The sequence below is a fragment of the Actinomadura litoris genome (assembly GCF_009733595.1).
Classification (GTDB): domain Bacteria; phylum Actinomycetota; class Actinomycetes; order Streptosporangiales; family Streptosporangiaceae; genus Spirillospora; species Spirillospora litoris.
Genome location: NZ_WOFH01000001.1, coordinates 543,310 through 566,633, shown reverse-complemented (window position 1 = coordinate 566,633; position 23,324 = coordinate 543,310). Strand labels below are relative to the sequence as shown.

Here is a 23,324-nt window from a genome sequence, read left to right as displayed (position 1 = left end):
ATGGCGCTGACCAACCGGCAGATCACCGTCGAACTCGCCGAGATCACCGGCCGCATCGCTGCGTGCTTCGCCGAGTCGGCCGACAAGTGGACCGCCGACCGGCAACTGACTCTCGAAGACGTCGAGTCCCGGCTGTTGGCGCTGATGGAGCGCCTTGAGGAGAACGCCCGATGACCGCCCGCACCCTGACCGCGACGCGTCCCGGCCCGATGGCCTTCTTGGTCGACCTGCCGGCCGGTGAGATCCGCGTCATCACCGACCCGTCCCGCACGGTCGCCGAGGTCACCGTGACGGCCCGCGGCGATGACCCCGCCGTCCACGAGGCCGTCTGTGACGCCGTCCTGCGGTGGGACGAGCCGACCGGCACCCTGACCGTGCGGGTTCACCCCACCGCCGCCAGCGTCGCCTTCGCAGGTAGCACTCAGACCGTGACCGGCGTCGAGATCGGTGGCGTCGTCAACCTCGGCGGCCGTGTCGTGATCGGTGGTGTGGAGATCACCGGTCGCGGCGCGACCGGTGGCCGTATCGAGATCATTGCGAAGCTTCCCGAGGGGTCGTCGGTGGCCGCTCTGACCCGGTCGGCGTCGCTGGCGTGTTTGGGGGAGTTCGCCGAGGTCGACTTCACCTCGACCGCGGGTGATGTGTCGGCCGGTGGTGTTGGGGCGTTGCGTGCCAAGACCACCTCGGGTGATGTGTCGGCCGCGGTGGTGGACGGTGCCGCGGTGGTGCGGTCGGTGTCGGGTGATGTCCATCTCGGCCGCGCCGATGATGTGTACGCCGCGACCACCTCTGGGGACGTCACGGTGACCGACTTCGCCGGCCGTGCCGAGGTGTCGACCGTCTCGGGTGACATCCGGATCCGCGCGACCGCGGGCGCCGCCATCGCCGCCCGGTCGGTGTCGGGTGACGTGACGGTGACCGCGAACGGTACGGCGCTGGCGGAGGGGCTGGCCGTCAACGCCACCTCCCGCACCGGCCGCGTGACCACGCCCACCGACACCCCGCCCGGCGCCGCGTCCGCCTCTCACGTCCGCCAGCCGCGCCGCACGAACGGGGGCGCGTGATGTGGGGCGCTGACCCGATGGTGTTCCCGGCGGTGTTCGCCGCGCTGTACGCCGCGCACGAGGTCGGCGACCACTGGTTGCAGCGCAGTAGCGAGGCGATCGGCAAGGGTGCGCGGGGATGGCGTGGCCGGTGGCTATGCGTCCGGCACGTGGTGACGCTGACCGCTGTCAAGGCCGCCGCGGTGACCCTCGCGGCCGTCGTGCTGGGGTTGCCGGTCAACCCCGGCGTCGCTGCGGTCGCGCTGACGGTGGACGCGGTCTCGCACTACTGGGCCGATCGGCGTTCCACCCTGCTCACCCTCGCCCGGCTGACCGGCAAGGGCGAGTTCGCGGCCCTCGGCGACGGTGCCGCCGCGCCGGCCGGTACCGGCGCCTACGCCCTGGACCAGTCCTGGCACATCGGCTGGTTGTTCGCCGCGGCGCTGCTGGCCTCGCTGGGGGTGTCGGCATGACCGCCCTAATTCTCGCGCTGGCTGTGCTCGCCGCGGCGTGCTGGCTGTGCCTGTCCCCGCTTCGCCTCGCCGCCGCCGGCGCTGTCCTGCTGATCGTTCACCCCGTCCCGACGTTCGCGCTTACCGCCGTGGCGGCGCTGGCCGTGACGGTGACCGCCGGCCGGATGGCCTATCGGTCGCTGCGTGACGGCGGCTGGTACCTGGTCACAGTCCAGCGGCCCGCGTACGCGATGAGCCGTGCGGGAGGTGTGGCCGCATGACCCGCCGCCGCAGCTCCGCCCGGTTCTTCGACCCGACCGGCGCCCGGTTCGGCATCCCCACATGGCCGTGGCGGATGGCGCCGCCGCACCTGCGCACCCGCCGCCAACTCACCGCCGAGGGCCTGCGGCCCGGTGGTCAGGACATCGCCGGACAGGTGCTCTGGAACTCCCGCCGCTACCGCTGCGGTGTGCGCGCCGCCTACCTGTACGACGTCCGCCTGGCGTTGCCCAAGCGGACCCCGTCCGAGCGTCAGCGCGCCGCCCTCGGCAAGGCACTGGCCGCCCGCCGACGCTGCCCCGACTGCGGACGCGACGCCGGATACGTCCTGCCCCGCCACCTCGGCACCTGCCTGGACTGCGCCGACAGCGGCGCCACCTCGACCCGCACCACGCTGGAAAGGAGGCACGCGGCATGAAGGCTCCGCCGCTCCACGTCCCGGCGGCCCTCGGCGCACAGGCCACCAATCCGCACGCCGCCGAGCCGACCGCCCTGCCGCTCCGACCGATCACGCACCTCAACGGCACCCCGCCCACCTCGACCAACCCGCCGGCGGCCGACGCGTCGGACCGCGCCGGGGGCGACGCCCCGCAGGGGCGGGCGCTGACCAGTAACGAGTTCACCGCGGTATGCACCGTCGCCGCGCTGGTGGCCGTGCTTGGACTGCTGGGGTTCGTCAACAGCTTCGCCGCGGTCGCCGACGCTGCCCGCCCGTCGTTCGGGCGGCTGGCGTGGTCGGTGCCTCTCGGTATCGACCTGGGCATCGCGATCTTCGCCGCCCTCGATATCGTGCTGGCCCGGCTCGACATGCGGGTGCGGTGGCTGCGGCTGGTCCCTTGGACGCTGACCGCCGCGACCGTCTATCTCAACGTCGCCGAGCAGTCGACCGCGTTCGGGCGCCTCGCGCACGCGGTTCTCCCGGCGCTGTGGGTGTGCGCGGTGGAGATCGCCGCGCATGTGATCCGGATCCGCGCCGGCATCGCTGCCGGCACCCGCATGGACGGCACCCGCATGGACGGCATCCGCCCGTCCCGGTGGATCCTCGCGCCCTGGCCGACCCTCAAGCTGTGGCGCCGGATGGTGCTGTGGGAGATCCGCTCCTACCCCGACGCTCTGACCCGCGAACGCGCCCGAGTGCTCGCCCTGACCGACCTACAGGACACCTACGGCCGGTGGGCATGGCGCCGCCGCGCACCCCGCCGCGTCCGCGCGCTCTACCGCCTCGGCGAACTCACCCCCACATCCAGTGGACCGGCCGCCAACGTGACCGCCGTCCCGTCCGCTGACGCGGCGGCGGACCGTCCGGCCGTGGCCGAGGGGGACCGTCCGGCGCTGGAGTCCGGAACGTCCACCACGCCGACCGCCGGACCGTCCGGTGTCCGGTCTGCTGGGCCGTCCGCGCCGCGCAAGCGGACCGGCGCCGCTCGGTCCACCTCCGGCAGGCCCGGACGGTCCCGCACCCGCAAGACCGCCAAGACCCCGCCGCCGGATGTGGCCGACCTCATGCCGCTGGGGTGGCGCATCGTCGCCGACCTAGCCGCCGGTGAACCCCTGACCCGCAACACCCTGGCTGCGCGGCTGCGCGCCGCCGGACAGACCGCCGGCAACGCCCGCGTCGGCGCCCTGCTGGCCCGCCTCAAGACCGAAGCACCCACCGCCCCCACCAACACCCAGACCGCCGACGCCCCGGACGCCGAGGGAGAGAACGCATCATGAGCTTCACCAAGGCCATGGGCGAGGTTGTCCGCCTGCCCGTCCAGCACGCCGACCACGCCAACGACCCGGTACTCGACCTCGACGCCCCGCAGACCGCATCCCGCAACGCCGGCGCTGGTGCCCCGCCGTCCGACCCGCCCAAGCTCATCCCCTCCCCGTTCAGCGACCCCGGCAACCGCGACGGCGAGGCGGACGGGGACGACGGCGAGGTGATCGAGGGGCGGGTGTTGGTCGACCAGCCCCACGCCTACCGCCCGGACGTGACCGCGCGGCGGCTGGCCGGCGAGAGCGCCAAGCGCCGCCCGATCATCGCGCCGTGGCTGCGCGACCCCAACGAGGCCCGTGCCACGATCCGGTGGGCGGTCGGGTACGCCGGACACGTCACCGGTTACCACGCCGCCCGCATCCCGCTGTACTCGCTGCGGCTGGCGCTGCGGTCGCCGCGTGGGCTGTACCGGGTGGCCGCGGGCACATGGCGATGGACTTACGACATCGAGTCCCGACCGCTGCGCACGCACGCCATCGACCGCAACAACGATGACGCCTACCTCAAGCTGATGAGCGAGCGCAACGACCGCGTCCGCGCCCGGCTGTTCGTCACCAGCGCCGGGCTGGCCGGTACCGGGCTGGCCGCCGCCGCGGTCGCGGCCGCCAGCGGACTCACGCAAACGGTGGTGCTGGCCGCCATGGTCGCGGTACTGGGCTGGCTCGGCACGCCTAAGGACAAGCGCATCCTCGACACCGCAGTGACCGCGACCAAGGCGCCCAAGCTCACCAGCGATGTGGTGGTGCGGGCGCTGGCGTCGCTGGGCATCGCCGAGATCAACCGCGCGGTCGGCAAGGGCGGCGAGGGCATCGCCTTCCCGTCCCCGATCACCCGCGACGGCCCCGGCTGGCGCTCCGACATCGACCTTCCGCACGACGTCACCGCCGACGCCATCATGGAAAAGCGCAAGGAACTGGCGTCCGGGCTGCGCCGCCCGATCGGGTGCGTGTGGCCAGAAGCCGGCGAGGAGGAAGAACACGCCGGCCGCCTGGTGCTGTGGGTCGGTGACCGCCCCATGGCCAAGGTTAAGCAGCCCGCATGGCCGCTGGCCAAGGTCGGCAAGGTCGACCTGTTCACCCCCGCCCCGTTCGGCACCGACCAGCGCGGCCGGTTCACCGACGTCACCCTGATGTTCGTCTCGGTGATCATCGGCGCCATCCCGCGCATGGGCAAGACGTTCATCCTGCGCCTGCTGGCCCTGATCGCCGCCCTCGATGTCCGCGCCGAACTGCACCTTTACGACCTCAAGGGTACCGGTGACCTGTCGGCGCTGGAACCGGTCGCGCACGCCTACCGCGCCGGCGACGATGACGAGGACATCGCCTACGCGCTGACCGACATGCGCGCCCTGCGCAAGGAGATGCGGCGCCGCACCAAGGTCATCCGGGAACTGCCCAAGGACCGCTGCCCGGAGAACAAGGTCACCACCGAACTGGCATCGGACAAAACCCTAGGACTGCACCCGATCGTCATCGCGGTGGACGAGTGCCAGGTGTGGTTCGAGCACAAGAAGCACGGCGCCGAGTTCGAGGAGATCTGCACCGACCTGGCCAAGCGCGGCCCGGCGACCGGCATCGTGCTGATCCTGGCCACCCAGCGGCCCGACAAAGCCGCCATCCCCACCCCCATCTCCGGCGTCGCCGGCATGCGCATCTGCCTCAAGGTCATGGACCACACCGCCAACGACCTCATCCTGGGCACCTCGGCGCACAAGACGGGGCTGAAGGCCACCATGTTCAGCCTCAACGACAAGGGCATCTGCTACCTGCGCGGCGAGGGCGACGCCGCCCGCATCGTCCGCTCGATGTACATCGACGCCCCCGCCGCCGAAACCATCGCGCTGCGCGCCCGCGCCATGCGCACCGCCACCGGCTACCTCACCGGCTACGCCGCTGGCACCGACCTCGACACCACCAATGACAGCGACGACGGCGCCACCCTGCTCACCGACATCACCTCCGTCACCACCGACACCGAAGACAAGATCTGGTCCCACGTCATCGTGGATCGCCTCGCTGAACTCCGCCCCCCGGTGTACGGCCCGTGGGCCGTGCGCCCGGAAGGCGCCAGCGACGCCGAGCACAAGACCGCCAAGGCCACCACGCTGGCCGCCGCGCTCAAGCCACACGGCATCCGCACCGTGCAGGTGAATCGGACAGCACCAAACGGCGAGCGCGAGAACAGCCGCGGCATCGTCCGCGCACACATCCTCGACGCCCTCGACAACGCCGCCACCCCGGGCCGCTGACCGCCCGCCGGCGCCGCCGAACCCGGTCTACGGGTAGCCGCCCACCCCGCTACCCGTAGACCCCCCTCGTAGACCCCGATACCGATCACGACCAGCGCCGTAGCGCGTAGACCCCGTGCGCCCTGAAACCCCAGCACAACGCCCTAGGAGGGCCGTCATGACCCTGCTGACCGCCGCCGCTACTCACACCGCCCACCCCACCGGCGCGTGGCTGCTCCTCGCCGTCCTCGCCGCCGCCAGCTACCTGCTTCACTGCGTCATCTGGCCGTATCGGTCATGCCGCAAATGCGGCGGCGCCGGGCGGTTCCGCTCACCGTCCGGCCGCGCCTGGCGCTACTGCAACCGCTGTAACGGCAAGGGCGCACAACTCCGCCCCGGCCGCCGCATCTGGACCCACCTCAAAAGCATCGACCGCGACCGCCGCAAGTAGCCCGCCCACCGGTCCCGGCGGCGCCGCCGCACCTCGCCCAACACGCAGACGAGCGGCCCGGCGCACAAGCCACCAAGCACGCCGCCGGACCGCCCTTGCCCCAACCGCTCACGGACCCCAACGAGGACCCGCAAAAGGAGGCGTCTCCATCATGACGCACCACCCGCCGATCTTCCCGCCCGTCCAGCAATGGCCCATCCTCGCCGGGCCCGACTGCCCCACCTGCGGACGCGACACCGACGTCACCTGGATCGGACCCACCACCACCGCGACCGGCGCCGAGGTGAGCGTCTGGCACTGCCGCGCCTGCCCCACCGACTGGCCCATCCCCACCACCCGATGGCCGGTCCTGGACGGCCCCGACTGCCCCCGCTGCCACACCGAGATCACCTCATGGGCCGCGCTCGCTCCCAACCACGGCGGCGACCTGTGGACCTGCCACCACGGCCACGAATTCGTGCACACCCCCGAGGGCCTGATCATCCTTCCCGGGGACGCCGCATGAGCGCCCCGCGACCGTTGGCCCTCGGTTCGCTGTGCTCGGGCTACGGCGGACTGGAGATGGCCGCCGCGCAGGTACTCGATGTCCGCCCGGTGTGGGTCGCCGACCCCGCGCCCGGCGCCGCCGCCGTGCTGGCGCACCGCTTCCCCGGCGTGTCCAACCTCGGCGACCTCACCGCCGTCGACTTCGGCCAGGTGCCGCGCGTGGACGTGCTGTGTGCCGGGTTCCCCTGCCAAGACCTGTCGTACGCCGGCCAGGGTGCCGGTATCCGTGAAGGGACCCGTAGTGGACTCTGGTACGCCATCGCCGACGCCGTGGGCGTCCTACGACCCCGCTACCTCGTCCTGGAGAACGTCGCAGCCATCGTTGCCCGGCGTCCCGGACTCGATGTCGTTCTCGCTGACCTTGCCGCCCTCGGGCTCACTGCGGAATGGACGACTCTACGCGCGTCCGACATCGGCGCCCCCCACGAGCGCGCCCGCTGGCTCCTACTGGCCCACGACCCCGCCAGCGCTGTTGCCGACACCGCGCACCTCCGACACCAACGGAACGGGCACCCGTGGCCAGGGCGGCCCGGACCTGCGCACCGCCGTCACGCTGCTCCCCACATCCCGTGCGACCGACGGCACCAAGGGCGGCCCCAACCAACGGGGCAGCAAGGGCGACCTGATGCTGCCCTCCGCCGTAGTCAAGCTGCCGACCCCGACCCCTACCACGCGGGACGGCAAGGGTACCGACCTGCCCTCACGAGCCGGCGACCCGTCCCTGCCGACCCTGCCGTCTGGGGCCGCTACGCCCTCGCCATCACCCGCTGGCAACACCTCACCGGCCGAACAGCTCCTCATCCCACTGAACCCACCGGACGCGGAGGCGCCCACCGGCTGAGCCCCCGCTTCGTCGAATGGCTCATGGGCCTCCCGGACGGGTGGGTCACCGACGTACCCGGCCTGTCGCGCACCCGGCAACTCACCCTGCTAGGCAACGGCGTCGTCCCCGCCCAGGGCGCCGCCGCCCTGGCCGTCCTGCTCGGCCGCCTCGCCGCCGACCGCACGCCCTACGAGGGGACCGCCGCATGACCAGCCCCACCCCGCTGCGCGTCATCCGCACCCAACCGGACGGCGAAGCCCTCGGCGGCGCCCTCGGCGAGGCCGCGCCGCACAACATCCAAGCCGAACAATGCGTGCTCGGCGCGGTGATGCTCTCTCCGGCCGCGCTCGCCGAGGTCCGGCCGCTGCTCGACAACGGTGACTTCTACCGGCCCGCGCACGCCCGCATCTGGGACGCCGTCTGCGCGCTGACCGACCGCGGCGCACCCGCCGACCCCCTCACCGTCGGCGCCGAGATCGGCACCCGCAACCTGGCCACGATCGGCGGCGCCCCCTACCTGCACACCCTCATCAGCCACGTCCCCGCCGCGGCGAACGCTGGCTACTGGGCGCACATGGTCCGCGCCCTGGCCTACGCCCGCACCGTCGCCGAGACCGGAACCCGACTCCTCCAACTCGCCGCCACCGACAGCGACCCGGCCGACCTGCGCGCCCGCGTCGCCGCCGAGGTCGCCGCCGTGACCGGCGCCGACCGGCGAGGCTGGCCCGACCCCACCCCGCTCACCACCGCCCCCGACCTCCCGCGCTTCCCGATCGGATGCCTGCCCGAGTGGGCCGCCGAATACGCCGCCTGCGTCGCCGACCTCACCCAAACCCCCGTCGACCTCGCTGGCGGACTCGCCCTGGCCGCGCTCGCCGTCGCCGCCGGCGGCAACGTCACCGTCAACGCCGGCGCATGGACCGAACCGACGAACCTGTTCCTGGTCATGGTGCTGCCACCCGGCAACCGCAAATCCGAGGTCTACAAGGCCATGACCGCCCCCATCCGCGCCGCCGAAACGACCCTGATCGAACACGCCGGACCCGTCATCGCCGAAGCCGCCATCGCCCGCAAGGTCGCCGAGGCCGACGCCGAACGCACCGAGAAAGCCGCCGCCGCCCACCCCGACGACCCCAACAAGCTCGCCAACGCCTCCGCCGCCCGCCTCGCCCTCGACAACGCCCACGTCCCCGCCGAACCCGCCCTGTTCGGCGGCAACGACTCCACCGTGGAGAAGGTCACCTCCCGCCTGGCCGAACAGAACGGCCGCTACGCCGTGCTCGCACCCGAGGGCGGCAAACTGTTCTCCATCGCTGGCGGACGCTACTCCGGAAGCCCCGACATCGGGGTGTTCCTGTCCGGGCACGCCGGCGAAGAAATGCGCATCGAACGCATGGGGCGCCCCTCCGAACGCATCGACGCCGCCGCCCTCACCATCGGTGTCTGCCTGCAACCCGGCGTCCTCGCCGGACTCGGCGACACCCCCGAATTCCGCGAGCAAGGCCTACTCGGACGGCTCCTGGTCGCGATGCCCGAATCCATGCTCGGACACCGCAACGCCCGACCCGACCCCATCCCCCCGCACATCACCACCACCTACGAGCGCACCCTGAACACGCTCGTGCTCTCGCTGCGCCGACTCGGCGACCCTGACGCCACCCCGGTCACCCTCACCTTCACCAGCGAGGCACAAGACGCCGTCGTCGACCTGTTGGAGGCCACCGAACCCCGGTTCCGTCCCGGTACCGGCGACCTGGCCCACATGACCGATTGGGGCGGCAAACTCATCGGCGCCATCGTCCGCCTCGCCGCCCTGCTGCACCTCGGCGAACACCTCCGCGACGGCTACGGCCACCCCATCACCCTGGCGACGTTCCAACGGGCCGTCCAGCTCGGCGAGTACTTCACCGCGCACGCTCAAGCCGCCTATGACGCCATCGGCGCCGACCCCGCCATCAACCACGCCCGCACCGTCCTGGAATGGGCACGCCGCAACGACATCACCCGCTTCACCGCACGCGACCTCATGCGCGGCCCCCTCAAAAACCGCGCCCGCAAAGTCACCGACCTCGACCCCGCCCTACGCGTCCTAGAAACCCACGGCTGGACCCGCAGAACCCCCAGCACCCCCACCGGCGGACGCCCCACCGCCCCCACCTACGAAACCCACCCCGACCTCACACACAACCCGCAGTGACCACACCCACCCCCCGCCACGCACCGTCACGGCACCCGCCGCCGCCCCCACGCCAGGGACACCAGGACACGGTGACAGAAGCCGACAAAAGGACTTCTGTCGGCTTCTGTCACCACGTCCCCTGTCCCCACGCACCACCACCGCCCGCACCACGTCACACAGCGTCACCGGCGCCCAAGCCACCAAGCACGCCGCCGGCAACGCCAGCCAATCGCCCCCAGAAGTGGAGGTCGCCCGTGAAAACGGCGATCCGCGCCAAGGAAATGTTCACCCTCGCCGAGGTGTGCGCCGAAATCAAGATCTCGCGATCCACCTTCTACGACTGGCGCGCCAAGGGACTCGCGCCGGAATGTTCGAAAATTCCGAACGGCGAGCTGCGTGTCAGCCGCGAAGACCTCGACGCGTGGTGGGAAGCCCGGAAGGTGGCCGCCTGATGCACAACATCACCTACGACGTTCGCATCTACAAGACCGAGGTCTACAAGGGAAAGAGCGTCACCACTTACACCGCCCGGTGGAAGGTTGGTCCCCAGGTGTGGCGCGAATCCTTCCGTGTCAAGGCTCAAGTCGACAGCTTCCAAGCAGAGTTGCGCGCCGCCGCCCGTAAGGGCGAGGCGTTCGACCTCACCACCGGCCGCCCGGTGAGTTGGGGCCGCGCCAAGAAAGACATGTCCTGGTATGCGTTCTGCCTCGCCTACATCGACATAAAGTGGAAGGGCATCTCTGCCAAGCACCGCGCGAACACGGCATGGGCTCTCGTCACCGTCACGCCCGCGATGCTCGCCACCGAACGCGGCAAGCCCAAAGACCAGCACATCCGGACCGCGCTTCGCCGATGGGCGTTCAACACCAAGAACCGCCCGGCGTGCCCGCCGAACGCCGCCGAGGTCCTGCGCTGGGTCGAGAACAACACCAAGCCCATGTCCGTGCTGAACGACCCCGCCGCCGTCCGGGAACTCCTCGACGCCGCGGCCACGCGCCTCGACGGCAAGCCGGCCGCGCCGTCCTCCGTCCAACGCAACCGCGCGATCCTGCACCACGCGTGCGAATACGCCGTGGAAATCGACGTGCTGCCCAACAACCCGATCAAGACGACGAAATGGAAGGCACGGAGCAAGAGTTCCGCCGAGGTCGACCGCCGTTCGGTGGTCAACCACACCCAAGCGCGCCGACTCCTCGAAGCGGTCCGTCGGCAGAGACCGAGCGGGGAACGCCTCATGGCCTTCTTCGCCGTCATCTACTACGCCGCGCTTCGCCCGGAAGAAGCCGTGAACCTCCGCGTCGAGAACGTCACGCTTCCCGCTCTGGTCTGGGACGACGAAGCCCAGAAGTGGCAAGAACCCGCCGACGACTGGGGGGAACTGCGCTTCAACACCGCCAGCCCGGAAGTCGGAACCGACTGGACCGACGACGGCGCCAACCGGGAACAGCGCCAGCTCAAAGGCCGCGCCGAGGGCGCATGGCGCCGCGTGCCGACCCCGCCGCCGCTTACCCGCATCCTGCGCGCCCACCTGCGCGACATCGGCCCCGGCCCCGGCGGGCGCCTATTCTGGGGAATCCGCGGCGGCGAACTAGCCAGCATCACCTACCGCCGCGCGTGGGATGCGGCCCGCCAGGCGGCGCTGAGTGACGTCGACTACGCTTCACCGCTCGCCAGGAGGGTCTACGACCTCCGGCACGCGTGCGTGTCCACCTGGCTTAACGGGGGAGTGCCGCCGACAGACATCGCCAAGTGGGCCGGCCACAGCGTCGAAGTCCTGCTCCGCGTCTACGCCAAGTGCATCCAAGGGCAAGACGAGGCCGCCAAACGCCGCATTGAGCAAGCGTTGCGCGAGTGACCTTAGAAGCTCGGCGACCTGGGCACCCAATCTTTGACGATTGGGTGCCCTCACTGTCTAACATCCGGATGTCATGGCTTAACTACTCATGACGTTGGCGGCAAGCCGGGAAGCACGGTACCTCCGTAAGAGGCCAGAACTCCTCCGAGCGCTCCGCTGACGACGGGAGAGTTCAGCAACCCAAGCGCGTTGGCCCCCCATCGCTGGAGGCGATTGAGGTCTGGTGCTTCACCGGAAGCCTCTTGTTCTATCCGGTTTGCCAAGTCCACCAGTTCAGCGGCTTCTTCTTCGGGAAGGCCCAGCAACGGTGTTGATTGGCGTAGGGCCCGAGCAAACATCACCACATCCGCCATGGCTATGCCTTTGATGGTCTTGGCGTTCATGGTGATGTCGCGGCTATTCGCTGCGATGTTGCCGGTATTGTCTCCATAGATGTGGAAGACAGGTCCACTGTCCTGGACGCCTCGACGCTCGTACTCGGCCACATCTCCTCCGAAACGTTCTACGCAATCGTCTCCAGCGGGCGTCGTCTCAGCTCGGACGGGTCCACGCCTCTGGTCAACCTCTACTCCGTGGATGAGTCCCTTTTCCGCGAGGTAGGCGCTTGCTCGGTCGACTTCATCCATTAGAAGGCGGTCACCCTCGAAAACGGAGTCGTCGAAGTCGAGGAACTTCTCTGTGATCGGGAAATGTGCTCCAGATTGCTTCTGCTTCCAGAGCCAGATAAGGAGACCTCTGCGAGCAGCGGCGATTCTGAGTGTCGGATCTTTGCGTCGACGCCGGCGATCCTCCACCCACTGGGTGCCCATCGGGGTCATATTCGCAGCCGGGCTGCCGAGTGTACTGAACCTGTCGTCCAGCAGTCCCCGCTCCTTGCAGTAACGCAGAAGTGCAAAGGAAGCGCTTACGTCCAAGTGATAGGCGTCGCTGAAATCGCGGAAATCGACGTCGCCGAGAGGGCTATCCGCGCGATCATAAACCCATTCAACGAACGGCTCGTACAGGTCGCTGAATTTGTGATTCATCTTGGTCTTGAGTCCTTGGTATGCGACCCTAAGGAGATCTTCCAGGTAGCGTACGTCTCCTTCGTCAAGATCTCGGCGACCTCTCAGGGTTGGAGCGAGTTGGGCGACGAGGTCAGTCTCTTCGGCCGTTACCGGTGAGCCAACTCTATGCGCTGAGTCGGCTATCAGGAAGGTGTCGGCTGGCTGGCCGAGCCAACGGACCAAGGCGGCAAAAGCATCGACATCGGGGCGTTGCCCCTGGGCGAGCCTTGTCATCGTAGACGGACTCACTCCGACTTCCTTCGCGAGCTGTCTCCAGGACAGTCCTCGTCCTTGGCGCTGTGCGTCCAAGGCCGCGTAGAGACTCTCCGTGTCCAACCTGCTCCGACCTGCCATGATTCTACTCCGTGTTTCAGATCAGCCGCACCGTTTGACGTTAGCCCCCCGAGTCCCTACGATCCTGCTCGTGGCGATGTTCGTCGTCAGCAGCATTGTAACGACTTCTACGCAGGTACCTGCGTAGGAGGAGGGAGCAAGAAGCCGTGACCGATCGCAAGGTCTACTGGGTCGTACCCCACGACTCAAAGTGGCAGGTGAAGCACAGCCGGCGCGTGCTGTTCGAGCACGTCCTGAAGGCCGTCGCAGTTGCCGAGGGCCGCCGGGTGGCGAAGGCGAACGCGCCGAGCCAGCTCAAGGTGATGCGCGAGGACGGGACGATCGAGTTCGAGAGCACCTACGGGCACGACCCCTACCCCCCGGAGGGGTGAGGTGCGCCGGGATGGAGACCGGTCAAGTAGCCATCCCGAACGCCCCTCGATGATGCAGATGTGAGTGTAGCCAGGCCCCGTGCTGATCAAGCGCGGGGCTTGGGCTTTCCGCATGTATTCCGCACGGCCAGCCGGAACCAGCCGGTGGCGGCCGGACACAGCCGGACAGATAGAAACGGCCCCTGACCGCGTAAGCACTGGTCAGAGGCCATTCTTTGCTGCTTGTAAGTGTGGGCAGGGGCGGGGTCGAACCGCCGACCTTCCGCTTTTCAGGCGGACGCTCGTACCGACTGAGCTACCTGCCCAGGGCGCGCGGGGCGCCTGCGCGGTCCTGACGGGATTTGAACCCGCGGCCTCCACCTTGACAGGGTGGCGAGCACTCCTAACTGCTCCACAGGACCTTGCTGATCCGAGCCTGGCTTGCTCGGGAGGGGTGTCACCGGCGCTTGGCGACGTCCGAGAGCATACGCGATGGCCGAGGGCGGCGCCAACTCGATTGCGGTTGGCCGGGGGGACGGAGGGTAACGGGGCGGTACCGGGGCGATACCGATCGAGAGCGGGTTCGGAGTCCGGTGTGGTGGGTGTTTCGCTTTTGTGGTCTGAGTTCCTACTCTGACCCGGGTCAGAGTAGACGTGCGAGAGAGGCCGAGTGCATGGTCGAAAAGCTCCCGGACCAGGCAGAGGACTACCAACGAGGGCTTGGAACGCGCCAGATCCAGATGCTGGCGATCGGCGGGACGATCGGTACCGGGCTGTTCCTCGGGGCCGGGGAGAACATCGCCAAGGCGGGGCCCAGCCTGATCCTGACCTACGCGGTCGCCGGACTGATGTTGTTCTTCGTGATGCGGGCGCTCGGTGAGCTGCTCAGCTATCGGCGGGTGGAGGGGGGTTTCGCGGGGTACGCGCGGGAGTTCCTGGGGCCCTTCTGGGGGTACGCCACGACGTGGACGTACTGGATCATCTGGGTCACGACCGGCATGGCGGAGCTGACCGCGGCCGGGACCTACATCCAGAAGTGGTGGCCGGGCGTCGAGCAGTGGCAGACGGCGCTGGTGGCGCTCATCGTGCTGTTCGTGGTCAACCTGATCTCGGTCAAGCTGTTCGGCGAGCTGGAGTTCTGGTTCGCGATGATCAAGGTCGCGGCGATCGTGATGATGATCCTGGTCGGGATCGGGGTGCTCGCCTTCGGGTTCAGCGACGCGGGCGACACGGCGGAGGTCCAGAACCTGTGGTCGCATGGCGGGTTCTTCCCCGAGGGCGTCAGCCCGATGATCATGACATTGCAGATGGTGATGTTCGCCTACCTGGGCGTCGAGCTGGTGGGTGTGACGGCGAGCGAGGCGAAGGACCCGGAGAAGAACATCCCGCGGGCGATCAACTCGCTGCCGCTGCGGTTCGCGCTGTTCTACCTCGGGTCGCTGCTGGTGATCCTCGCGGTGGTGCCGTGGACGGAGTTCAAGGGCGGCGCGAGCCCGTTCGTGCTGGCCTTCGACAAGATCGGCATTCCGGGCGGCGGGGACATCGTCAACTTCGTCGTGCTCACGGCGGCGCTGTCCTCGTGTAACGCGGGCGGGTTGTACTCGACGTCGCGGATGCTGCGGACGGCCGGCGTGAACGGGGACGGCCCGAAGGCGGTGGCCGCCCTGAACGGGCGCGGTGTGCCGGTGCTGACGCTGGTGATCTCGACGCTGGTCATGGGCATCGGCGTCGTGATCAACGCGGTGGTGCCGGAGAAGGCGTTCGAGTACATCACCTCGGTGTCGACGGGTGGGGCCATCCTGGTGTGGGCGGTCATCCTCGTCGCGCACATGGCCTACCGGCGGAAGGTGGCGGCGGGCGCGCTGCCCAAGGTGTCGTACCGGATGCCGTGGGCGCCGTACACGAACTGGATGGTCCTCGCGTTCTTCGTGTTCGTCACGGTGACGATCGCGTGGGAGTCCGACACGAGGATCGCGCTGTATGTGATGGCGGGATGGCTCGCCCTCGTGGTGGTGGGCTGGCCGTTCGTCCGGCGGACGTCGCAGACCCCGGCGGTGAGCGCGCCGCTGGCGGAGGAGAGCACCAGCGCGTGAACGGGCGGGGTCGGGACGCCGGAGTGGGCGTCCCGCCCCGTCCCCCGGTGCGATGATGGGGCCTTGACCCCCGGAGGCGCCCCGTGACCCGCCTGTCCGTCGTGCCGCGCACCATGCTGGAGGTCCGCGTCCGCTGGGTCCTGCTGATCGTGGTCGGTGTGGCGAACATGGTCGGCGCGCTGGTGGTGCTGCTGTTCGCGACGTTCGTGGTCCCGGATCCGCCGCTGAAGGACCGGAACCACGTGCACCTGGTGAACGCCGCCGCGTTCTTCGGCTACCCGGCGTTCGCGGTGCCGGTGGCGCTGGCGGCGGGGCTGCGGTTGTGGCGTCCGGTCGTCCGGCTGGCGCGGGACGGGGGGATCCCCGACCGGCGGCAGGGACGCGCGGTCCTGCTTGGACCGCTCCGGTTGACGATGCTCATGGGCGGTCTGTGGGTGCTCGGGGCGATCGGCTGGGCCGTCCTCGACCTCGTGCTGTTCACCGGACGGCTCGCTGTGAAGACGGGCCTGACGTGCCTGCTCGGCGCCGCGACGACGTGCACGATCATGTATCTGCTGTCGGAGCGGCTGCTGCGGCCCGCGGCGGCGCTGGTGCTCGCGGCGGAGCCGCCCCGGAGGTTCCGGCTGCCGGGGGTGACCACGCGGGTGATGCTGGCGTGGGCGCTCGGCACCGCGATCCCGGTGTTCGGGCTGATCTGCGTGGCCGTCGCCGCGCTCGCGGCGCCCGACATCGGCGCCACCCAACTCGCGATCACCATTCTGGGGCTGGGCGGCGCCGCGCTGATCGTCGGCGTCTATGTCACCTATATGGCGACACGGGCGATCGCCGATCCGATCAAGTCGGTGCGGATGGGCATGGCCCAGGTCGAGCGGGGCGATCTCGGGGCCGAGGTGTCGGTGTACGACGCGAGCGAGGTCGGGCAGCTCCAGGCGGGGTTCAACCACATGGTGGCCGGTCTCCGCGATCATGAGCGGCTCCGGGACCTGTTCGAGCGGCATGTCGGCGAGGAGGTCGCGGGCCTGGCGCTGGAGCGCGACGTCCGGCTCGGCGGCGAGACGCGCGAGGTGGCGGTGCTGTTCGTCGACCTGACCGGGTCCACGCGGCTGGCCGAGACGCGCAGCCCGGACGAGGTGGTGAGCCTGCTCAACCGGTTCTTCGGCGTGGTGGTGGCCGTGGTCGCGCGGCACGGCGGGTGGATCAACAAGTTCGAGGGCGACGCGGCGCTCGCGATCTTCGGCGCGCCCGCCGAGCTGCCGGACCCGGCGGGCGGGGCGCTCGGCGCCGCGCGGGAGCTGGCGGCGCGGCTGCGCGAGGACGTCCCGACGCTGGACGCGGGGATCGGCGTGTCGGCCGGTCCGGTCGTCGCCGGGTACATCGGCGCCGAGCAGCGCTTCGAGTACACGGTGATCGGCGACCCGGTGAACGAGGCGGCGCGGCTGAGCGACCTCGCGAAGATGACCTCAGGACGGGTGCTCGCCTCGGCGCCCGTGCTGGACCTCGCCCACCTCGGCGAGGCGGACGAGTGGGCGCTCGGCAAGTCGGTCACGCTGCGGGGGAGGAGGCGTCCGACGCGGCTGGCCGCGCCGCGCCCGCCCGCCGTCCCGGTGCCGATGCCCAAGGCGGACCGGCCCGCGCGGGGCGGGCCGCCGTCGGCCCGCCGCGTCCGCTTCCCGCGCCCGCCGGGGCTGCGCCGGAGCCGCAGGGTGCTGGCCGGGACGCTGATCCTCGCGCGGGCGGCGCGGCTGTCCCGGCAGGGGCCGCCCGCGGAGCTGGAGCCCGGCGCACCCCTTCCGGTCGAGTCCGACAAATCAGAAGAAAGCGAATAGCTGCAACATTTCAGGAACACTCCGTGTTGCCCTCGCGCCGCACGGTCGCGGATACGTATTGTCACTGCTCGTACATAGCCTGCTACCGCTTCGTCACTCCCGTGTCATCAAGCGGATCAACCGTGGGGGTGACATCACCCAGCCTTCGAGAGGTGAAGATGTTCCGACGGTACGGTCTCGCGCTCGCCGCGGTCGCGACCACGACGACGATCACCGGATCCGTGACGGACGCCGCGATCGCGGATCCGCCCCCCGCCCTCTCTCTGCTTCCAGGTTCTCCCGACCTGCGGCCCGGAACCGCCGCCCCGGCGGCCGGCGCGCTCAGCTCCAAGATCTCCAACGTCGCGCACCGCGGCGGGTCGGCCTACGCGCCGGAGAACACGATCGCGGCGTTCCGCTTGGCACGCGCCAAGCACGCGGACGTGTTCGAACTCGACGTCCAGGAGACCAAGGACCACAAGCTCGTCATCGTCCACGACGGCACCCTCGCCCGCACGACCAATGTGGAGAGCGTCTTCCCCGGCCGGGGGACGAAGGTCTCCTCGTTCACGCTCGCCCAGATCAAGAAGCTGGACGCGGGGTCGTGGTTCTCCACCAAGTACAAGGGCGAGCGGGTTCCGACGCTCGGTGAGGTCCTGAAGACGATGAACGGCCGCGGGCTCGGCCTGCTGCTGGAGATCAAGAACCCGGCGAGCTACCCCGGCATCGAGGGCCGGATCGCCACCGAGCTGAAGCGCTACCCGTCGTGGCTGCGGCCCGACGCGAGCCAGCGCAGGCTGACGGTCCAGTCGTTCGACTGGGCGTCGGTGAAGCGCTTCCACGCGAAGCTGCCCGCCGTGCCGACCGCGCTGCTCGGCACGCCCGAGACCGACGAGCTGCCCGCGCTCGCGAAGTACGCCGACCAGATCAACCCGACGTTCCGCGACCTTTCCGCGTCGTATGTGAAGAAGATTCACGCGGCGCACATGCGCGTCCAGACGTGGACGGTCGACGACCCCGCCAAGATGCGCCAGGCCGCCGGCGCCGGTGTCGACGGCATCATCACCAACAAGCCGGACGTGCTCTACGGCGTGCTGCGGGACGCCAGGGCCGGGTCCGCCTGATCCCTCCCCTCGTGACGGAGGCCGAGGGGGACCATCGGGCAGCGATCCGGCCAGGCGCCGATATAGCCATATGTCTGGAACGTAACACCCGCGTGCGCGTCAGACCGGAGGGAGGGCGCGGGCGCGGTCGATGAGCGCGCGGGCCGCGGGGCTGCGGGGACCCTCGGCCCGCCAGGCCAGCGCGATGCGTCCGCTCAACCGCGGGCGGACGATCGGCATCAGGCGCAGCTCGTCCGCGTACGCGCGGGCGGCGGACTCCGGCAGGATCGCCACGCCCAGGCCGTGCGCGGCGAGCTGCGCGAGGACGGGCGGCTCGGCGGCCTCGAACGCCACGCGCGGGCGCACGCCCGCGTCCGCGCACGCCTCCTCCAGGACGGCGCGCAGCCCGGTGCCCCTCGGCAGGCTGACGAGGTCGTGCCCGGCGAGCGCCGCCAGCGTGATCGTCGGACGGCCCGCCAGCTCGTGCCCGGGCGCGACCGCCGCGTAGACGTCCTGCTCGATGACGACCTGCGTCCGCAGGCCCTCGGGCGGCTCGGAGGCGAGGCTGAGGAACGCGAGGTCGATCCGTCCGGCGCGCAGGCCGGCGGCGAGGGTGGCCGTGTCCTCCTGCGTGACGGTGATCTCCACGTTCGGGTGGTCGCGGTGGAAGGCGGCCAGCATCGCGGGCAGCTCCAGCGACCTGATCCAGTCGATCGTGCCGATCGTGACGTGCCCGCGCAGCAGGCCGGTCAGCTCGTCCACCGACAGCCGCGCGCCCTCGACCGCGGCCAGCGCCGCGCGCGCGTAGGGCAGGACGGCGGCGCCCACCTCCGTCAGCCGGACGGTCCGCCCGGAGCGGTCCAGCAGGGGCTGGCCGAGTTCGCGTTCGAGTTGCCGGATCTGCGCGCTGACGCCCGGCTGGGCGACGTGCAGGCGGGCGGCGGCCTTGGTGAAGCTGGCCTCCTCCGTCACCGCCACGAAGTACTCAAGCTGGCGCAGCTCCATAATCAGCGATGCTAACAGCGGGATTTCTCATTTCCCCTGCTTCTGATGGCCACAGTCGGGCGATGCTTCCGGAAACGGACCGCGAGCGGCTTCGCACACGGGACGCGTCGGTCGTTCCGCCACCGGATGAACCATTTCTTTGACCTCTCTTGGGCGAGAGCGCCCCGTTTTCAGGACTGATTCCGGTCTCCCGGGTGATTACCTCACCTGCGGGAGGTCGGGTGCACGGACGTCGCACATGGTCCATACGGGTGCGGATGACCGTCATAGCCGGGGCGGTCGCCGCCGTCATCTGTGCCGTCCTGACCGTGGGGATCCTCGCGGGCGTGCGCGGGCACGTCGCCGACCACCGGCGCGAGCAGGCCACCACGGCGGCGCTGCGGCTCGCCTACCAGATCAGGGGCGGGAACGTCCCGGCGGAGCTGGACGCCCGGCGCCACCTCGTCCTCCAGGTGCTGGACGAGCGGCGGGCCGTGGTCGCCGCGACCCCCGAGGCGCTGCACGGGCCGCCCCTCGCCTCCATCGTCCCGGAGGTGAGCAGCGTCTACGCGTCCAAGACGCTGTGCCCGCCCGCCGGGCTGCACGGCTGCATGTCCGTCGTGGCGTTCCGCGTGTACGAGCCGGGCGGCGACTGGACGGTCTACGCCGCCGCCGACCGGACCCCCTGGTACGTGAGCGCGAGCCTGTTCACGTTCCTGGTCTGCGTGTCGCTCCTGGCGACCCTCCTGGCGGGGCTGTGGGCGTGGCGGACGGTCGACCACGCCCTCGCGCCGGTGGACGCGATCCGCGCGGAGCTGACCGAGATCACGGCGCGCCGGTCCGGGCACCGCGTTCCCGTCCCGGAGAACCGGGACGAGGTGCGGCTGCTGGCCGAGGCGGCGAACGCGACCCTCGACCGGCTGGACGCGGCGCTGGAGCGCCAGCGCAGCTTCACCTCCGACGCGTCCCACGACCTGCGCAGCCCCATCGCCGCCGCGCGGGCGCAGTTGGAGGAGGCGCTCATGTATCCGGACGAGGTGGACTGGCCGCGCACGGGGCGGACCGTCCTGCAGAGCCTCGACCGGCTCCAGGCGATCGTGACCGACCTGCTGGAGCTGGCGCGCCTGGACGCGGGCAAGTGGGCCGAGGCCGAGCCGGTCGACCTCGGCGCCCTCGTCACGATCGAGCTGGCCAGGACGGAGCGGAGCAAGCGCGTCGTCACGCACCTCCAGGAGGGCGTGACGGTCAACGGGGACCGGCTGCGGCTCGTCCGGCTGCTGACGAACCTGCTCGACAACGCCGAGCGGCACGCGGAGGAGCGGGTCGACATCAGCGTCCGGCGCGAGGACGGCGTCGCCGTCCTGGAGGTGCTCGACGACGGCGTCGGCATCGCCCCGGCCGACCGCGAGATCGTGTTCCAGCGGTTCGCGCGGCTGCGGGACGGCAGGGCCAAGGACGCGAACGGCACCGGGCTCGGACTCCCGATCGCGCACGAGATCGCCAGGTCGCACGGCGGCGAACTCACGATCGAGGACAGCGCGCGCGGCGCCCGGTTCGTCATGCGCATCCCGTACGGCCCCGGCCCGCGCCGCGGTGACGACGGCGGCTCGTGAAAAGGGGCGTGAAAAAGAAGACCCCGCGCGGTGGCGGGGGGCCAGTGCGGGCGGGGGCCGCACTGGGGGCCCGTGCGGGGAACGGGCCTCGTGTTACTGGGGGATCGGGGTCAGTGCGCGGGCTGGACGGGGGCGCCCAGCATGTGCATCCAGCCTTGGACGTCCGTCTGCTTGACGCGGCAGCGGACGAGTTCGTATTCGGCGGCGTTCATGTGCCGGTGGTGGGCGATGACGGATTCGTAGACGAACGACGAGGCGATGAAACCGAGGTCGGCGCCGGTCTCCTCAAGGCGGTCCTTGAGGATCTGCGCGTCCAGCAGCCGGGACGTCTGGATGAGGGCCCAGCCGGAGACGCCCTCCTCGTCCTGCACGACGGGCCCGACGTTCAGCGCGAGCCTGAGCTGCATCCGGACCGCCCTGCTGGAGCGGCGGTTGTGGCCGTTCAGCAGCGCGGCGAGCCGGGCGACCATGGGGTCGATGACGGCGGTGGTCGGCGTGTCGGGCGGGACGATGATCAGCGCGCCGTCGCCCCTGTCCTCGCGGTGGCACATCGTCCAGGGGACGTGCGACTCCTCGAACGCCTGCCGGAGGAACCCGTACATCCAGCCGCGCATCTCCAGGCGGGCCGGGTCGTCGCGGTGGACGACGTCGCTGAAGCCGGCGATGTCGGTGAAGACGATGGTGCAGTTCTGGCCCGCCCACGACGGTGACGCGGCGGTCCCGCGCCGCGGCGCGCCACCGGCGCGCCGCGTGAGGGCCATCGGGGCGTGTCCTTCGGGGACGTGGGCCATCATGGAATGGCCGTTCTGGTCGTGCTGGTAGGGCGGGATCCCCGCGTAGCGGTTGAGGCTCGCGTGCAGATGCCAGGCGTAGGGGCACGCGATCGGCGGATGGGCCGCGTGCGGATGCCCGAGGACCGGCGGCTCGCTCGCGTACCGCTGCGCGGGAACCCCCCACGGCGGGCGGGACGTGTCGTGCGGGTTCGTGACGGGGTGGGTGGGCGTTCCATACGGTGAGGGGTGCGTGGCTGTTCCGTACGGTGAGGGTTGAGTGCCCGTCTCGTACGGCGACATGTATCCGCCGGGCGAGAGGAGCGGCTCAAGGGTCGGCCGCTCGGTCATCCGCTTGTACATCTCGTGTTCGAGGACGGCGAGGACGCGCGGATGGTCGGTCAGGTAGCCGGCGAACTCCTGCGTGCTCATGCGCAGGGCCCGGACGTCGTCCATCGCCACGACGGTGGCCGAGCGGAGCCGCAGCAGCAGCGCGGCGCGCTCGCCGACGATGTCCCCCGGGCCGCGGAAGGCGATGATCCGCTCGCCGCCGTCCCGCTCGACGCAGATCCTGACCGGGCCGGACAGGATCACCAGGACGTGGTCGGCGACGTCGCCCTCCTCCCAGAGGACTCCGCCGACCGGGAAGACGACCTCCCGCGCGGACAGCAGCAGCGCGTCCCGCTCGGCCGAGGTGAGCGCCCGCCAGAAGCCCCGGGTGCGGTCCGCGTCGCCGGAACCGGCCACTTCGGCGGGCGGGACGGACGGCGCGAGGCCCTCCGCCGAGCCCTGAACGGAACCCTGCACGGAGCCGTGCTCGCCCGCCGTGTCGGCCGCGTCGTGCTCCGGGGGTGCGCCCTCGGACGAGGCGTGGCGGGTCGGAGTCGGGGGCTGGGGATGGTCGCCGGACATCCCGAACACGGTGGGGACGATCTGGTCGGGGTCGTGCCGGTGCTCGCGGTCGGCCATCACCGCACCCCCTCGGGAAAGCCCGGTCGGCCTGGCCGGGACGGGCCCGGACGGTGCGTCCGGAGCGCTTCCGGGCGAGCCGCCGAGGCCGCATGCGGACGGTTCGTTCTCGGTGCGCGCGGACGGTTCGTCCGGGGTGTGGGGCGGACGTCAGAGGTCGGGGAACGATCTTGCTTTCTTGACATCATGTTCGAGAACCCCATGTCTCGATTTGCGTCTGCTGGCGCAGCACGCCGGCCGCGGGGAGGTCCGGGGACGCGGTCGCTTCGCCGACACAGTCGCGGTCACCTATAGCCCATGCCGCGTGATCGCGGTTAGACTGGGTGAGTCCGCAGGGAATGTTTTGCCAGGTCAACGCCGGTGTCTCTGCGTCTTTGCAGGATGTCGGAACGGCCCGGCGCGACGTCCCTCGCGGTCTCCAGGAGTCGCTCGCACTTTTCGTCGATCGTCATGGCTCGCAACCGGTGACCGGCGAGAAGTGAGAGCGGCTCTGTTTTGTTTCCTGCATCTGGCCGGTCCGTCGGCACCGGCCGAATGTGTCGTATCAGGCTGTCCTCCTGAGCGGTTCCCGTCCGGGCGAGGTTCGTGCGGCGACCCGGGTCGACGCCTTCCCCTCACCC

21 protein-coding genes, 2 tRNA genes and 2 pseudogenes are annotated in these 23,324 nt (G+C 70.5%); 19 read left to right on the top strand and 6 right to left on the bottom strand.

Annotated elements, in window-relative coordinates; translation table 11 throughout:
* From GNZ18_RS02550 to GNZ18_RS02490, 14 genes and pseudogenes are all read left to right on the top strand, one after another.
* Complete coding sequence (locus GNZ18_RS02550; RefSeq protein WP_156214422.1) at positions 1-174, top strand: hypothetical protein; 174 nt, start codon at positions 1-3, stop codon at positions 172-174.
* Complete coding sequence (locus GNZ18_RS02545) at positions 171-1,064, top strand: DUF4097 family beta strand repeat-containing protein (RefSeq protein WP_156214421.1); 894 nt, start codon at positions 171-173, stop codon at positions 1,062-1,064. The genes GNZ18_RS02550 and GNZ18_RS02545 overlap by 4 nt, the downstream gene beginning before the upstream one ends.
* Positions 1,064-1,516: a DUF3307 domain-containing protein gene (locus tag GNZ18_RS02540; RefSeq protein WP_156214420.1), complete on the top strand. Its 453-nt coding sequence runs from the start codon at positions 1,064-1,066 to the stop codon at positions 1,514-1,516. The genes GNZ18_RS02545 and GNZ18_RS02540 overlap by 1 nt, the downstream gene beginning before the upstream one ends.
* Positions 1,513-1,776, top strand: a complete 264-nt coding sequence (locus GNZ18_RS02535) for a hypothetical protein (RefSeq protein WP_156214419.1) — start codon at positions 1,513-1,515, stop codon at positions 1,774-1,776. The genes GNZ18_RS02540 and GNZ18_RS02535 overlap by 4 nt, the downstream gene beginning before the upstream one ends.
* Positions 1,773-2,192, top strand: a complete 420-nt coding sequence (locus tag GNZ18_RS02530; RefSeq protein WP_156214418.1) for an RRQRL motif-containing zinc-binding protein — start codon at positions 1,773-1,775, stop codon at positions 2,190-2,192. Before GNZ18_RS02535 ends, GNZ18_RS02530 begins: the two co-directional genes overlap by 4 nt.
* On the top strand, positions 2,189-3,490 hold the full coding sequence (locus GNZ18_RS02525) for a DUF2637 domain-containing protein (RefSeq protein WP_156214417.1): 1,302 nt from the start codon (positions 2,189-2,191) through the stop codon (positions 3,488-3,490). Before GNZ18_RS02530 ends, GNZ18_RS02525 begins: the two co-directional genes overlap by 4 nt.
* Positions 3,487-5,784 (top strand): FtsK/SpoIIIE domain-containing protein, encoded by a 2,298-nt coding sequence (locus GNZ18_RS02520; RefSeq protein ID WP_156214416.1) that lies wholly within the window; start codon positions 3,487-3,489, stop codon positions 5,782-5,784. The genes GNZ18_RS02525 and GNZ18_RS02520 overlap by 4 nt, the downstream gene beginning before the upstream one ends.
* 157 nt (positions 5,785-5,941) lie before the next feature.
* Entirely contained in the window at positions 5,942-6,214 is a 273-nt protein-coding gene (locus GNZ18_RS02515; protein WP_156214415.1) for a hypothetical protein, read from the top strand.
* A 151-nt stretch (positions 6,215-6,365) separates the two neighbouring features.
* Positions 6,366-6,719, top strand: a complete 354-nt coding sequence (locus tag GNZ18_RS02510; RefSeq protein ID WP_156214414.1) for a hypothetical protein — start codon at positions 6,366-6,368, stop codon at positions 6,717-6,719.
* Positions 6,608-7,213 (top strand): annotated as a pseudogene (locus GNZ18_RS41700) (DNA cytosine methyltransferase); the annotation flags it as partial. The gene GNZ18_RS02510 and the pseudogene GNZ18_RS41700, both read left to right, overlap by 112 nt.
* Positions 7,214-7,624: 411 nt before the next feature.
* A complete protein-coding gene (locus GNZ18_RS41695; RefSeq protein WP_246249447.1) occupies positions 7,625-7,792 on the top strand; it encodes a hypothetical protein in 168 nt (55 codons plus the stop codon).
* On the top strand, positions 7,789-9,780 hold the full coding sequence (locus GNZ18_RS02500) for a DUF3987 domain-containing protein (protein WP_156214412.1): 1,992 nt from the start codon (positions 7,789-7,791) through the stop codon (positions 9,778-9,780). Before GNZ18_RS41695 ends, GNZ18_RS02500 begins: the two co-directional genes overlap by 4 nt.
* A gap of 236 nt (positions 9,781-10,016) precedes the next feature.
* Positions 10,017-10,214, top strand: coding sequence for a helix-turn-helix transcriptional regulator (locus GNZ18_RS02495; protein ID WP_312874260.1), 198 nt, complete (start codon positions 10,017-10,019; stop codon positions 10,212-10,214).
* Positions 10,214-11,617 carry a tyrosine-type recombinase/integrase gene (locus GNZ18_RS02490; RefSeq protein ID WP_156214411.1) on the top strand — a complete coding sequence of 468 codons (1,404 nt, stop codon included), beginning with the start codon at positions 10,214-10,216 and terminating at the stop codon, positions 11,615-11,617. The genes GNZ18_RS02495 and GNZ18_RS02490 overlap by 1 nt, the downstream gene beginning before the upstream one ends.
* Before the next feature lie 86 nt (positions 11,618-11,703).
* On the opposite strand, the gene GNZ18_RS02485 is transcribed toward GNZ18_RS02490, so the two are convergent.
* On the bottom strand, positions 11,704-12,642 hold the full coding sequence (locus tag GNZ18_RS02485; RefSeq protein ID WP_246249334.1) for a hypothetical protein: 939 nt from the start codon (positions 12,640-12,642) through the stop codon (positions 11,704-11,706).
* A 186-nt stretch (positions 12,643-12,828) separates the two neighbouring features.
* A pseudogene (locus GNZ18_RS43975) lies at positions 12,829-13,017 on the bottom strand (helix-turn-helix domain-containing protein); the annotation flags it as partial.
* Positions 13,018-13,163: 146 nt separating this feature from the next.
* On the opposite strand from GNZ18_RS43975, the gene GNZ18_RS42980 reads away from it, so the two are divergent.
* Positions 13,164-13,388, top strand: a complete 225-nt coding sequence (locus tag GNZ18_RS42980; protein WP_173390614.1) for a DUF2188 domain-containing protein — start codon at positions 13,164-13,166, stop codon at positions 13,386-13,388.
* Between the two features lie 231 nt (positions 13,389-13,619).
* On the opposite strand, the gene GNZ18_RS02475 is transcribed toward GNZ18_RS42980, so the two are convergent.
* Both GNZ18_RS02475 and GNZ18_RS02470 read right to left on the bottom strand, forming a co-directional pair.
* Positions 13,620-13,693: transfer RNA gene (locus GNZ18_RS02475), tRNA-Phe, on the bottom strand.
* A 21-nt stretch (positions 13,694-13,714) separates the two neighbouring features.
* Positions 13,715-13,789 (bottom strand) — tRNA-Asp (locus GNZ18_RS02470).
* A 252-nt stretch (positions 13,790-14,041) separates the two neighbouring features.
* Here GNZ18_RS02470 and GNZ18_RS02465 point away from each other — a divergent pair.
* The 3 genes from GNZ18_RS02465 to GNZ18_RS02455 all read left to right on the top strand — a co-directional run bounded on the left by GNZ18_RS02465 (position 14,042) and on the right by GNZ18_RS02455 (position 18,389).
* The gene (locus GNZ18_RS02465) at positions 14,042-15,460 is read left to right on the top strand and encodes an amino acid permease (protein WP_156214408.1); all 1,419 of its coding nucleotides are present in this window, start codon (positions 14,042-14,044) and stop codon (positions 15,458-15,460) included.
* 83 nt (positions 15,461-15,543) lie between these two features.
* Positions 15,544-17,286: an adenylate/guanylate cyclase domain-containing protein gene (locus GNZ18_RS02460; RefSeq protein ID WP_312874259.1), complete on the top strand. Its 1,743-nt coding sequence runs from the start codon at positions 15,544-15,546 to the stop codon at positions 17,284-17,286.
* Positions 17,287-17,444: 158 nt separating this feature from the next.
* Positions 17,445-18,389 (top strand): glycerophosphodiester phosphodiesterase, encoded by a 945-nt coding sequence (locus GNZ18_RS02455; protein WP_156214790.1) that lies wholly within the window; start codon positions 17,445-17,447, stop codon positions 18,387-18,389.
* A gap of 99 nt (positions 18,390-18,488) precedes the next feature.
* On the opposite strand, the gene GNZ18_RS02450 is transcribed toward GNZ18_RS02455, so the two are convergent.
* Positions 18,489-19,373 (bottom strand): LysR family transcriptional regulator, encoded by an 885-nt coding sequence (locus tag GNZ18_RS02450; RefSeq protein ID WP_156214407.1) that lies wholly within the window; start codon positions 19,371-19,373, stop codon positions 18,489-18,491.
* 257 nt (positions 19,374-19,630) lie between these two features.
* Between GNZ18_RS02450 and GNZ18_RS02445 the strand changes: the two genes are divergently transcribed.
* Positions 19,631-20,965: a sensor histidine kinase gene (locus tag GNZ18_RS02445; protein WP_156214406.1), complete on the top strand. Its 1,335-nt coding sequence runs from the start codon at positions 19,631-19,633 to the stop codon at positions 20,963-20,965.
* A gap of 110 nt (positions 20,966-21,075) precedes the next feature.
* Here GNZ18_RS02445 and GNZ18_RS02440 read toward each other — a convergent pair whose 3' ends face one another.
* Positions 21,076-22,704, bottom strand: a complete 1,629-nt coding sequence (locus GNZ18_RS02440; RefSeq protein WP_156214405.1) for a cyclic nucleotide-binding domain-containing protein — start codon at positions 22,702-22,704, stop codon at positions 21,076-21,078.
* Positions 22,705-23,324: the final 620 nt, after the last annotated feature.